Annotated in this window: 10 protein-coding genes, 1 pseudogene and 1 riboswitch; of the genes and pseudogenes, 7 read left to right on the top strand and 4 right to left on the bottom strand. The window is 40.7% G+C overall.

Annotated features, from left to right (window positions below):
- Window positions 1-14 precede the first annotated feature (14 nt).
- From AAG747_RS11485 to AAG747_RS11465, 5 genes are all read left to right on the top strand, one after another.
- Entirely contained in the window at window positions 15-638 is a 624-nt protein-coding gene (locus AAG747_RS11485; protein ID WP_346821315.1) for a hypothetical protein, read from the top strand.
- A gap of 267 nt (window positions 639-905) precedes the next feature.
- Window positions 906-2,363: a D-alanyl-D-alanine carboxypeptidase/D-alanyl-D-alanine endopeptidase gene (gene dacB / locus AAG747_RS11480; RefSeq protein WP_346821314.1), complete on the top strand. Its 1,458-nt coding sequence runs from the start codon at window positions 906-908 to the stop codon at window positions 2,361-2,363.
- Between the two features lie 165 nt (window positions 2,364-2,528).
- A riboswitch (SAM riboswitch) is annotated at window positions 2,529-2,638 on the top strand.
- Between the two features lie 274 nt (window positions 2,639-2,912).
- Window positions 2,913-4,232: an O-acetylhomoserine aminocarboxypropyltransferase/cysteine synthase family protein gene (locus AAG747_RS11475; RefSeq protein ID WP_346821313.1), complete on the top strand. Its 1,320-nt coding sequence runs from the start codon at window positions 2,913-2,915 to the stop codon at window positions 4,230-4,232.
- Window positions 4,233-4,344: 112 nt separating this feature from the next.
- On the top strand, window positions 4,345-5,427 hold the full coding sequence (gene metX / locus AAG747_RS11470) for a homoserine O-acetyltransferase MetX (protein ID WP_430300608.1): 1,083 nt from the start codon (window positions 4,345-4,347) through the stop codon (window positions 5,425-5,427).
- Window positions 5,411-6,595, top strand: coding sequence for a homoserine dehydrogenase (locus AAG747_RS11465; RefSeq protein ID WP_346821312.1), 1,185 nt, complete (start codon window positions 5,411-5,413; stop codon window positions 6,593-6,595). The genes metX and AAG747_RS11465 overlap by 17 nt, the downstream gene beginning before the upstream one ends.
- A gap of 149 nt (window positions 6,596-6,744) precedes the next feature.
- Here AAG747_RS11465 and AAG747_RS11460 read toward each other — a convergent pair whose 3' ends face one another.
- The 3 genes from AAG747_RS11460 to AAG747_RS11450 form a co-directional block, all read right to left on the bottom strand.
- A complete protein-coding gene (locus tag AAG747_RS11460) occupies window positions 6,745-7,305 on the bottom strand; it encodes a hypothetical protein (RefSeq protein WP_346821311.1) in 561 nt (186 codons plus the stop codon).
- Window positions 7,306-7,859: 554 nt separating this feature from the next.
- Window positions 7,860-9,209, bottom strand: coding sequence for a magnesium transporter (gene mgtE, locus AAG747_RS11455; protein ID WP_346821310.1), 1,350 nt, complete (start codon window positions 9,207-9,209; stop codon window positions 7,860-7,862).
- Window positions 9,210-9,487: 278 nt separating this feature from the next.
- Window positions 9,488-9,847: a phage holin family protein gene (locus AAG747_RS11450; protein ID WP_346821309.1), complete on the bottom strand. Its 360-nt coding sequence runs from the start codon at window positions 9,845-9,847 to the stop codon at window positions 9,488-9,490.
- Window positions 9,848-10,035: 188 nt separating this feature from the next.
- Between AAG747_RS11450 and AAG747_RS11445 the strand changes: the two genes are divergently transcribed.
- Both AAG747_RS11445 and AAG747_RS11440 read left to right on the top strand, forming a co-directional pair.
- Window positions 10,036-11,952, top strand: a complete 1,917-nt coding sequence (locus AAG747_RS11445) for an OmpA family protein (protein ID WP_346821308.1) — start codon at window positions 10,036-10,038, stop codon at window positions 11,950-11,952.
- Between the two features lie 259 nt (window positions 11,953-12,211).
- The gene (locus AAG747_RS11440) at window positions 12,212-12,532 is read left to right on the top strand and encodes a hypothetical protein (protein ID WP_346821307.1); all 321 of its coding nucleotides are present in this window, start codon (window positions 12,212-12,214) and stop codon (window positions 12,530-12,532) included.
- On the opposite strand, the pseudogene AAG747_RS11435 reads toward AAG747_RS11440, so the two are convergent.
- Window positions 12,529-12,670: pseudogene (locus AAG747_RS11435) on the bottom strand (IS630 family transposase); the annotation flags it as partial. The gene AAG747_RS11440 and the pseudogene AAG747_RS11435 sit on opposite strands and share 4 nt — an antisense overlap.

The raw sequence follows: 12,670 nt of genomic DNA, 5'->3' as shown, positions 1-12,670 counted from the left end.
ACCTTACTTGAATTTTGAATAAAAAGTTAGCAGATATTATTTCGCTTGTATTGAACCCGGCGATGATGCCGGTTCTTTGTATATGGTTGGTATTGCATTATTGTAGAACTGACTTTATGTTTGATCAAAAGGCCCAGGCCCTACTTCTGCTTTATATCGGTATTTTTACTTTAGGGTTTCCGTTTTTAAGTGTGTATTTACTTTACCGCTCCGGGTTTATCGAGAGCATTTTTATGAAGTCCAGAAAGGAGCGGCCTATCCCCTTACTTATCTCTTTTGTCTATCAGGCCATGCTTACCTATGTCTTGATTAACAAACTTCATGCAGGTGAATTGATCTCATCCATCATGTTGGGCTTAACCGTTACTTTGTTTTTGGTAACAGTTATTTCCTTGTTTTATAAGATTAGCTTGCATAGCAGTGCAATCGGAAGTGTGTTGGGCGTGATTATGGGGATTGATTATGTGTATTCTCAATATTCATTGGTATATCCCGCCATCACAGTTTTAATGGCTATGGGTTTGGTGATGGCAGCAAGACTGGCATTGGATGCACATACTCCAAAGCAAATCTACAGTGGTGTGGCCGTAGGAGTACCGGCTTGCTTTTTTACGGTATTTTTTATGCTGGCCGCTTAGGAGGAAGAGCCCTATTCCGTTACATAAATATTTTCATGCCAAAAGGAAGAAAACTGCGGAATGGAAGAAAGGAAATTCTGTGTCATAAAATTTCCGCCATTGATTTTTATGAAATAGCCACTCTTTATTGGTAACTTGGTATCCCGAACCAGTTCTTAATCAACTATCACTTGTTTTCTTAGTAAGCCAGGCCAATGTTGAACAGAACCTGATTGCATTGAGTGTTTAGAACTGAGGTTTTATTGGTATTTGTAATTTTTTTGATTTATGAAATTGATCTTTACCCTTCCCGCTTTATTGCTCGTATGGTGTTCTTCTCAATTGTCTTCCGGTGAATATGAAAATGAGGAAAAAATACTGTATTCAGGGCAAACCGTTGTCAGTGTGATTGAAAAACACAAGCAGAATATCAGAGCGATGAATCCCGCCACCATCGGGGTATATGTAACAGAAGTGGAGAGTGGGAAAGAATTAGTCAATTATCAAGGGGATTTAAGCCTGGCGACCGGCTCTACCATGAAAGCCATTACGACTGCTACGGCTTTGGCCGTATTGGGGGATAACTTTACCTTTAAGACGAAAATTGAACGTAGCGGAAAGGTAGAAGGAGGAACCCTTCAGGGCGATCTGTATATTACAGGGGGAGGGGATCCGACCTTTGGGGCTAAAAATTATGAGTATGAACTTGATCTATTAGCCAGTAAAGTGAAGGAAAGCGGGATTACAAGCATTACGGGAAATATTGTTGCGGACGCTTCCATTTACAATACACAGCTGACTCCCAACACCTGGCAATGGGAAGACATGGGGAATTATTACGGTGCCGGAGCATCGGGGTTAAGCATTCATCAAAATTTATATTATGTGGACTTTCAGCCCGGAAAAACGGTGGGAAGTATTGCGAAAGTACTGGGTACCCGGCCGGAAATTCCAGGATTGTCTTTTGTCAATGAAATGAAAACCGGCAAAATAGGATCTGGTGACAACGGGTATATTTATGGCGCTCCGTTTTCCTATATCCGGCATTTAAGAGGGTCTGTTCCGGCAGGTGTACAAAAGTTTTCCATCAAGGGTTCTATTCCGGATCCTGCTTTATTTTTTGCGCAAGCCTTAAAAAAAGCATTACTCCAACGTGGAATAGCAGTTACAGGCGCAGCTCAGGCGCTTTCTTCCCAAGAAGTCAATAAAACACTTATCTATACCCACCACTCTGAAACGTTAAAGGAAATTGTAAAAACAACCAATCATAAAAGTAACAACTTATATGCCGAAGCCATTCTTAAAATGCTTGGGAAAGCGAAGGGTGGAGAAGGGAGTACGGAAGCAGGAACAGAAGTAATAAAAGCTTATTGGGCAGGAAAAGGTATTGATGTGTTGGGATTTACGATGGAGGATGGAAGCGGCTTGTCCAGAGCCAATGGTTTAACTGCCCGGCAAATGGGAACGGTTATGGCAAAAAGTGCATCTTCTACCGCATTTGTTAATTCTTTACCGGTTTGGGGACAAAGTGGTACGGTTCGCTCAATGGGAAAAGGCTCCGTGGCTCAAGGCAAAGTGCGTACAAAAAGCGGTTATATCAAAAGGGTACGGGCATATACCGGATATGCAGAAACTGTAAATGGGAAACAGTTGGCGTTTGCTGTGATGGTGAATAATTATCATGGTGCGTATTCATCGTTAAATCCGTTTTTTGTTGAATTAATGAATACCTTGGTCCACTTATAATAGAAATATTCTATCGAAGAATATTGCTTTTATTATATTGATAATGAGTAGTTTGTGTGTTTGTGTTTCTTCGAAAGAAAGAAACAAAGTCAAAGTATTTGGTAATTAAAAAAAATCATCCTTACTTTGTGTCCCAAGATTAAGTCATTCCATGTACGCATGATTGATTTATAAAGAAGAGGCGAGAGACTAGGCTCAATGACCCTCTAGCAACCTGTCTACCAAAGGCGATGGTGCTAATTCCTAGCCTAAATTTTATTTAGGGTATATAAATTAATTAATTATGAAAAAGACCCAATTAAATTCAGATTACCCACACTTTATTCCATCTCACAAAGCTACCGGACAGATGTCTGTCAGTATGTGTATGATGATGGCTTGTTGTAGCTGTTGTTAACCCTCACAAGCCTGTAGCCAATCTCCATTTCTCAAAATATATAGGTTGATTCGCCAAGGCGGGTGGATGTGTATATCACAGCATTGTGATTGCCACGAGGGCGCATCCGTATATCCTTTTTCTTCCATCTACTACTTAAACATCTTAATACCATGTCAGAAAATAAACTTAGATTTGAAACTTTACAAGTACACGCCGGACAAGAAATAGATCCAACCACACTTTCCAGAGCCGTACCACTTTACCAAACTACTTCGTATCAGTTCAAAGATGCCGACCACGGTGCAAACTTGTTTGCTCTCAAAGAGTTTGGTAATATTTATACCCGAATTATGAACCCCACCACCGATGTGTTCGAGAAGCGGCTTGCTGCATTGGAAGGAGGGGTAGCGGCTGTTGCTACGGCTTCCGGTCAGGCAGCACAATTTTTGGCAATTCAGAACCTGGCTTCTGTTGGAGATAATATAGTATCAACCTCTTACCTGTATGGAGGAACATACAACCAGTTTAAAGTAAGTTTTAAGCGTTTGGGCATTGATGTTCGCTTTGCGGATGGAGACGATGTGGGTTCGTTTGAGCGACAAATAGATGAAAAAACCAAAGGCTTGTATGTAGAAACTATCGGAAATCCGAGGTTTAACATTCCGGATTTTGAAGCCTTGGCAGCACTCGCTCAAAAGTATGATATTCCTTTGATTGTTGACAATACATTTGCCGGTGCCGGGTACCTGTGCAGGCCTATTGATTACGGGGCCAATGTAGTAGTTGCTTCTGCTACCAAATGGATCGGAGGGCATGGTACATCCATTGGTGGAATCATTGTGGATGCCGGAAACTTCAATTGGGGGAATGGAAAGTTTCCTCAGTTTTCCGAGCCGGCCGAGGGGTACCATGGCTTGAACTTCTGGGAGGTATTCGGTGCTGACGGGCCGTTTGGAAACATTGCATTTGCTATCCGGGCAAGAGTAGAGGGACTTCGCGATTTTGGCCCGGCGATAAGCCCGTTTAACTCTTTCTTGCTGTTACAAGGCTTGGAAACCTTGTCCCTCAGAATGCAAAAACATGTAGACAATGCTTTGGAATTCGCCCAATGGTTGCAACAACATGAGGCGGTAACAAATGTAAATTACCTGGGTCTGGAAGATAACCCACACCACGAATTGGCCAAGAAATATTTAACAAACGGATTTGGGGCCGTTCTTTCCTTTGAAATTGGCGGAGGGTATGAAAATGCCAAAAAATTTGTGAATAGCTTAAAGCTTGTGAGTCATTTGGCGAATGTGGGAGATGCAAAAACATTGATCATTCACCCTGCTTCAACAACCCACCAACAATTGTCTGAGGAAGAACAGAAAAAGGCTGGAGTCACCCCTAGTCTATTGAGGGTGTCTGTGGGAATAGAACATATTGAAGATATCAAAGCGGATTTCGAAGCTGCTTTTAAAGAAGTAGCCACTTCCGTAGAAGCATAAGTTGTAAAAAGCTGGGAGGTTGAGGTTCGCCCGGTTTTTCAGAGGAATGGAATAGTGTGAAAAGCTGCTTGAAAAGCAGAAGAATGATCACTTGAGAATTACTAGAAATATCATAACACTAACTGTTAAAAAAATACGCTGCATGCAAACGAGGTATTTTCATTACGATCAGGAGTTTGAACTGGAGAAAGGCGGAACGCTGAAGGGCTTTACTTTGGCTTATTATACCGCCGGGACGTTGAATGCTGACCAGTCCAATAGCGTATGGGTGTGCCATGCACTTACAGGCAATGCCGAAGTGGAGGATTGGTGGACCGGACTTTTCGGAGAAGGTTGCCTTTTCAATGCTGAAGAACACTTTGTCATCTGTGCCAATGTGCTCGGGTCTTGTTATGGTTCTACCGGGCCACTTTCCATGAATCCGGAAACGGGAACTCCGTACTATCATGATTTTCCGGATATTACCATCCGGGATATTGTGCGTTCATTGGATCTGCTCCGGCAACATTTACAGCTTGTACGCATCAATACATTGATTGGCGGATCACTGGGAGGACAACAAGCGTTGGAATGGGCCGTACAGCAACCGGAGCTGATGGAAAATTTGATCGTAATCGGTACAAATGCCCGGCATTCTCCTTGGGGCGTTGCCTTTAATGAAACGCAACGTTTGGCTATTGCCGCTGACCCTTCTTGGAAAGAAAGTAAAGAAGATGCAGGTGCAGATGGCCTGGTAGCGGCACGTGCCATTGCAATGTTGTCGTATCGTAACTATGAAACTTACCAAAAAACACAATACGAAGAAGACATAGAGAAATCGGATGATTTCAGGGCTTCCTCTTATCAAGTGTACCAAGGAAAAAAACTGCTAAACCGTTTCAATGCTTATTCGTATTGGACGCTTTCCAAGGCGATGGATTCGCATAATTTAGGGAGGGGCAGAGGCAGCGTGGAAGAGGCCTTGAAAAAAGTCAAAGCCTACACCATGGTGATCGGGATTGTGACGGATGTGCTCTTTCCCATTATCGAACAACGGTTTATTGCCCGGCATACGGATAACGTAACCTATGAAGAAATCAATTCCATGTATGGGCATGATGGTTTTTTAATAGAAACTGAAAAACTAACAAAGGGGATTCAAGCATTTTTTAAACAGAAAAACAGAAAAAAATTAATTCATGACGAGGGATATTAAAATTGGCTTATTCGGATTCGGATGTGTAGGTCAAGGTTTACATGATGTGCTTAACAATAGTAAAGGAATTACGGCTGACATTCATAAAATTGCAGTAAAACACCGGGACAAAAAGCGTTCTTTGCCCGCAGAGTACTTTACTTATGAGAAAGAGGAAATACTTTCTAACAAAGATATCAACCTGATTGTCGAGTTGATCGACAATGCCGATGATGCATATGAAATCGTGTCTACTGCCCTGAAAAACGGAAAAGGAGTGGTGAGTGCAAATAAGAAAATGATTGCGGAGCATTTGGAAGAATTTGTGAATCTACAAAAAGAAACCGGTGCCTCCTTCTTATATGAAGCTTCTGCTTGTGGGAGTATTCCGATCATTCGCACCTTGGAGGAGTATTATGACAACGAATTGCTTTACTCTTTGCAAGGGATTTTTAATGGGTCGTCCAATTACATCCTCACCAAGGTATTTGACGAAAATGTAGATTATCAAACGGCTCTGCAAGAAGCCAAAGAGAAAGGCTTTGCCGAAACCGATCCTACCTTAGATGTCGGTGGGTTTGATGCAAAGTATAAACTGGTGATTCTTACAGCTCATAGCTATGGAGTGTATGTAAAGCCGGAAGAGGTCTTTAACTATGGCATACAACAACTGGCAGGTTATGATATCCAATATGCGAAAGAGAAGGGCTTAAGGATCAAACAGATTGCCAAGGTTTACAAAGTAGATGACGACCACTTGGCATTATATGTAATGCCTCAGTTTGTACGGGAAAATAATTACCTGTACAATGTGGATAATGAGTATAATGGAGTGATAGTACAAGCGGCCTTTTCTGATCGTCAGTTTTTTCGTGGAAAAGGAGCCGGAGGGCACCCCACAGGCTCAGCCGTGCTTTCGGATATTTCCGCCACCCGGTATGCTTATAAGTACGAGTATCGAAAGAGCTATCGTAAAAACGGCTTGAACATTCATCAAGACATTGAATTGGAGGTCTACTTCCGCTATTTGAACAAAGATCAGTTTGTCCGCGATCGCTTTGTTCGGATTAATGAAAAGTACGAAAGTGAAGAGTACAATTACGTGATAGCGACTGTGAAGCTCAGTGACCTCAAGAAGTCAGACTATTATACCCAAGAAGGTACGATGCTGATCGAATTAGCGAATTAATCGATCATTCAACGGGCTTGGATGATCAAAATGCACATAGATAAAAAGGGGCTAGTATTATTATGCAGCCCCTTTTTATCATTCAGTACAGATCAATCATATAGGAAATAAGCTTAAGGGTATAATAATTTTATACTGTGTTATTGCTGTTACTTCCAGTTTTCCCCTCGCATAATTCTGGTAACTTGCATTTCTGATATCCCAAACCGTTTGGCAATAACCTTCTGGCGTGTACCGCGACTCACCAGTTTCCGGATAATATCGGCCTTGGCTTTATTAAGCTTTACATGCTTGCCGTATTTGTTGGGGCCTTGCCGCTTAGGAGACATATTTCCCTTTCTTCCAGCTTCGCTTTGGTCAATCCATTTCAGGTTCCAAGCAATACAGTTTAGGGGGTCTTCATCCACAAAGGTCACATAATTGAGGGTCTCAGGTTGCGTGTTTTTTACAAAATAATGCGCCACTACGCGTTGTAAAGGAATTCTGACTTCGATGCCCCGTCTTTTTTCTTTGTCATAGCCACAGTAAACAATCAGGTATTTATATTCTGTTTTTCTGATTTTACATACCCTGGGGGCAATTAATTCGCCATCGCGTTTGATATGACCCCAATTGGATATTGCATAACTGTGTACGGGTGTTTTTCCTTTAAAATCGTAGTTAGAGAAAAATTGATCATTAAAGTCAATTTCTTGCCAAATTTCGTGCATAGCCAATAAATAATGTTAGTGAATGTATTTTAATTGTAAGATGGTAAATGTCCTATTCGGTGAGAATAACCTCCTTAATTTTTGGGCAAAATAGAAAATTAATCGCTTATAATCAAACTGTTGTATAAACATATCTACTGTTTTAGTTATGGGTTTTTACCTTAAATAAGAATTTCATGGTATTCACTTTACATCATTTTACCGTTTGGGGTGATTGATGTATTAAATGTTATCTCTCTCAAAGACAGTAAGAAATCACTGTTTTAATGTCTATACAACAATACTGTAATCTTCTTGTTTCCATTTTTTTTATTTTTTTGAAATAAATTGACTTGTATTCTGTGATCAGCGGTTTTTTTGGGTGATAAACCGCATGATAAGTAGGATGCCTCCTATTATTAATAACGGATAAGAAATAGTCCTTTTATCCGGTTCTTGGTTTTGTGCAATATGGTAAAGGAATACGGCTAATAGTACTAGAAAGGCTGGGAGCAAAAGCCAATTTAGTAGTATAACACGCCAATCAAATTTTTGTTTTTGCATTTTGAAATATCTTAGATCGAAAATAACAATTTGGCTACTGTGAAGTACACAGCCAAACCTATTAGGTCATTGGCGGTGGTGATAAATGGGCCGGAGGCCAATGCCGGATTTACCCCTAACCTGTCAAGGATGAGAGGCGTGATGGTTCCGGTAAGCGATGCAATCAATACCACATTGAATAATGCCACCGCAACAACAAAGGCCATGTTCATTTCATTGAAAATCATGACAAAACCAAATACCAGTGAAGAAATAACAATCCCATTGAAAATAGCTACCAACAGCACTTTGAACAGCCTGGAACCCAGTGATTTTCCGTCAAAGGGATTGCCTACCAGCGTTTGTACCACAATGGTAGAGGATTGAATTCCTACATTTCCCCCCGTAGCTTGTATCAACGGAACGAAAAAAGCAATGGCAGGCACGATTTTCAGCTCGTTTTCAAAGAATCCCATATATTGAGCTCCTAATAAACCTCCCATCATTCCAATAATCAACCAAGGGAGCCTGGCCCTGGACAAGGTCCAGATGCTGTCATCCACTTCTGCCGTTTCCGAAAGTCCGGACATGATTTGCCGCTCTAACTCGGCCTGCTCGGTGATGACATCCACAACATCGTCAATCGTAATCCTACCCAGCAGTTTGCCTTGTACATTGACTACCGGCACCACTTCCAAGTCGTATTTTCGCATGATCTCCGCCACCTCTTCTTCACTATAGTATGTTTGTACCGTCTGAATATTACTGACGTAGATATCTTTGATCTTCGTATCATCTGTTGATAATACAATCTTTTTCAAAGAAACCCTACCCAACAGAGTATCTTTATCATTTACCACATATACCGTATAGACCTTTTCTACATTTTTGGTTTGCCGCCTGATTTCTTCAATACACTGCTTAATATTCCAATTGATATTGGCCTTGATCAGTTCTTTGGCCATCAACCCTCCGGCACAGTCCTCCTCATAGTGCAATAAGTCGATAATGTACTCTGCCTTTTCACTGTTTTGCATTAAAGCAATTACTTCTTCCCTTACTTTTACCGGCTGATCGTTTAAGATATCGGCGGCATCATCGGAATCCGTATAGTCCATGAGTCCGGCCAACTCTTCCGATGAAAAGTTTTTCAAAAAGCCTTTGCGAGTGTCTTCTTCCAGATCGGCTACAATATCCGCACTCATTTCGGGATTTAAGAGTCTTAAAATGTATTTGGACTCTAGAGCATCCATTTGGTCCAATAAAACCGAGATATCGGCTGCGTGTTTATCCTTCAGCGTTTCTTGGATGAACCGGTTATTTTGTTGTTGTATTGCTACTTGTAGGCTTTCCAGAAGTTTCTCATTCAGCTTTACCGACATACGCAGGGCTTTTTTGTGTTTGCGACTCGTTTTCGCAATTCAAAAATGTGAATCAAAGTGCAGAATTAACAAATAATTTTCAGGAATTAAAATATTGAAAATTATAATTTACTGCTTTAGCAGAAATTAACAAGTTTCCGTAAAACCAAGGCGCTTCCCTTTAGGAATTCGCCCTTTAAAAGATAATTTGACCTGTTTTGTATTATTGAAGAATATCTGCTCAAAATCTATACCCCCATGTGGTTTCCTGCCGGTAAGTTTGTTTGATGTTCGAGCTATTATTTTCTTTTCTCTTTGTCTAGTCCAAGTAAATAGCTTAAAAATGAGAGTGTTAAGGAATAAATAATGCTGTAAAAAATAGCATCCCACATGCCGCCTATTTCAAAACCGGGGACGAGCCAGTCTGTGAGTAAAAATAGGCAGGCATTAATAACGATCAAGAACAACCCGAAGGTGATAATGGTAAAGGGCAAGGTGAGTAAAATAAACACTGGCCGTAGAAACATATTGAGAAATGATAAAACGATGGCCACAATGATACTGGTCAGGAGACTATCAATAGAAATACCAGGCAAAAGATAAGCTCCGACAAACAGAGCCATTATCGAAATGATAAATTTAGTTACTTGTTTATTCACTGTTTTTCACTTTTGGAACAATATTTATCCTTTTAATTACATTCAAGCATGTAAAAAATCGCAGTTTTTAACGCTTAATCAGGTTAAGGAAGTTTCAACATTGGATAAAAAACATGCTTTCTTGGAAATTCTTGTTGTAATTTATGAAAAGATTCATGATAAACGCTCACATAAGGAATTTTAATTCTATGAAAACCCCATTTTTCACACTACTACTCATTTCTTTTACCTGGCTTACGGCAGAGGCTCAGTTTCATACAAGGAGCAAGAAGGCTGTCAAATTATTCGAAGCAGCGGTTGAGGCCAAAAAGACCCGGAATTTTGACAAAGCCAAAGAATTATTGCAAAAAGCTATCAAAACAGACGATACCTTTTCCGATGCTTATTTTGCTTTGGGGAATATTCACGAGCTATACCGGGAAGGTAATCAGGCCCGTGAATACTATCAACAAACGGTAAAATTGTCGCCTGCGGAAAGCCGTTTTCTTCACGCTTGGTATTTTTTGGCCCAGGATGCCATGGCCTCCGGAAGATATCAAGAAGCGAAAGAATTAGCCGGGAAGTACCTGAACAGCAATTCTCCCCGGAAACGTAAGCGATTGGTCAACGAGTTGAATTTGTTGATGAAAAACGTAGAGTATGCCTTGGAGGCTGTTAACCATCCTATCCCGTTTGATCCGGTTTCTTTAAATAGTAAGGTGAACCGGCTGAGCGAACAATCATTTCCGGTAATTACTGCCGATAAACAAACCTTGATCTTTACAGGCCTCTCCGAATTGGGCGATGAGAATGTTTACGAGTGTAAGTTTGAAAACGGTGACTGGACAGAACCCATCCCTTTAAAAGATATCAATTCAGCGATCAACGAAGGCACTTGTAGTATTTCGGCAGATGGTAAAACCATGATCATTACTTCTTGTGATGGCAACCGGAGTAGAAAGAATTACGGGCAGTGTGATTTGTATATTTGTAAAAAAGTGGGGGACACTTGGAGCAAAATGGTGAACTTGGGACCGGCTGTAAATTCGAGAAATTGGGATTCGCAACCTTCGCTTTCGGCGGATGGGCGTAAATTATTTTTTACATCAGACCGGCCCGGTGGGGTAGGAGGACGAGACATTTGGATGAGCACTTTACAAGAAAACGGACAATGGTCTCAAGCCATAAATTTGGGTCCGGAAATCAATACACCTCATGATGAAATTTCTCCTTTCATCCATGTGAATGGCCTTTCCCTGTTTTTTGCCTCAAACGGGCATCTTGGCATGGGTGGTTTTGATTTATACAAAGCCGAATTTGTGAATAGTGAATGGGAAATGCCCGAAAACCTGGGGTATCCTCTCAACGATCATACACATCAATTATCACTGTTTATCACTTCAGACGGACAAACCGCTTACTTCTCACGACAGTACAGAGATGAAAGCGATAATGTAAGAAGTAAATTACTTTCCTTTGAGGTGCCTGCTCAAATTAAACCTCAGAAAGTCAGCCGGTATGTAAAAGGAAAAGTGTACGATGCAAGCACTAAGCAAAGCCTTGCTGCCAAGATCGATTTGATTGATATTGAAACGGAAGAAATCTTATCGACCGTAGAGTCGGATGCTGAAAATGGGGAATACCTCATCGTACTGAATGAAGGCGCTGAATATGCTTTGTATGTAAACCGGCCTGGTTATTTATTTAAAAGTTTGCGCTTTGATTTACAAGCAGACAAAACACACGAATCCAAGGAGCTTGATGTTCCCTTAGACCCTTTGAAGAAGGGTTCAAAAGTGCGATTGAACAATATTTTCTTTGAATCGGATTCCTATACCTTGTTGGGTAAATCCAAAACGGAATTGGAAAAACTGGTGAAATTTATGAAGGAAAATCCAAGCGTAAAAATCCAGGTCGGAGCCCATACGGATAGTGATGGTTCTGAAAAATACAACCAAGACTTATCGCTCAACAGAGCCAAGGCCGTGGTGGAGTACCTCTCTCAGAAAGGGATTGCTTCGGAACAAATCAGCTCTATTGGCTATGGAGAGTCAGAGCCTTTGGTGCCTAATGATTCCGATGAAAATAAAGCCCAAAACAGAAGAATCGAATTTGAGATATTATAGAAGTGAATTATCCTTTTTCTTTTTCCTAAAAAATGTTTCATAAACGCTTCCTCTGTGTTCCTTTTTTCAACCTTCGGTCAAAAACGATAAGTGTAAACCACTTTATAATATCCTACTTCATTTAAAAGCGAAAACGGCAGTGCTTGTTTAAAGTGTTGCCGTTTTTGCTTTTACAACCCATGTGAAAAAGATTTTCACAAAAACTGTATCTATTTTCAATACTACCATTATAAAGGTAAAAAAACAAACCCCCTTTACTATGGTAGTAAAACAAAACAATCATTGGAGTGAAGGAAGACCTCTCCATATGCAAATTGGCTTTATCATGAGCCTTTCATTTGTATTAATAGCTTTTGATTGGGAAATTGACGATCCAAAGCCATTAGTTTCTTTGGGAAGCTCAGAACCGGAAATTATCGAAATGATATATATTTCCAATATCAAAGAAGACCCTCCGCCACCGCCTTCTCCTTCCGAAGGTTCATATCCTTGTATAGAAATTGTAGAGGATGAGGGGGAAGTTTCGAAAGAAATAATTGAGGAACCCCCCGGGCCTCAACCTGAACTAGTGTTATGTTAATCATTAAATGACGGATAAAGTCTTTTTAGTTTCACTCTTGATTCCTTGGTGGTAAACTGCCAGTTTATCCGACTTTCTTTGTTGTTGCGGTCATTTTGCCAAGCATTCACCTCTCTGGCGACAGTCTCTTGGTCTCCC

It is taken from the genome of Rapidithrix thailandica, from assembly GCF_039710355.1.
Taxonomy (GTDB): domain Bacteria; phylum Bacteroidota; class Bacteroidia; order Cytophagales; family Flammeovirgaceae; genus Rapidithrix; species Rapidithrix thailandica.
This window is presented reverse-complemented; position numbering and strand designations above follow the sequence as displayed.

Excerpts from the sequence above, each read along its gene's own strand:
- dacB (WP_346821314.1), top strand. The coding sequence starts at position 906 with ATGAAATTGATCTTTACCCTTCCCGCTTTATTGCTCGTATGGTGTTCT.
- AAG747_RS11475 (WP_346821313.1), top strand. The coding sequence starts at position 2,913 with ATGTCAGAAAATAAACTTAGATTTGAAACTTTACAAGTACACGCCGGA.
- AAG747_RS11465 (WP_346821312.1), top strand. The coding sequence starts at position 5,411 with ATGACGAGGGATATTAAAATTGGCTTATTCGGATTCGGATGTGTAGGT.
- AAG747_RS11460 (WP_346821311.1), bottom strand. The coding sequence starts at position 7,305 with ATGCACGAAATTTGGCAAGAAATTGACTTTAATGATCAATTTTTCTCT.
- mgtE (WP_346821310.1), bottom strand. The coding sequence starts at position 9,209 with ATGTCGGTAAAGCTGAATGAGAAACTTCTGGAAAGCCTACAAGTAGCA.
- AAG747_RS11445 (WP_346821308.1), top strand. The coding sequence starts at position 10,036 with ATGAAAACCCCATTTTTCACACTACTACTCATTTCTTTTACCTGGCTT.
- AAG747_RS11440 (WP_346821307.1), top strand. The coding sequence starts at position 12,212 with ATGGTAGTAAAACAAAACAATCATTGGAGTGAAGGAAGACCTCTCCAT.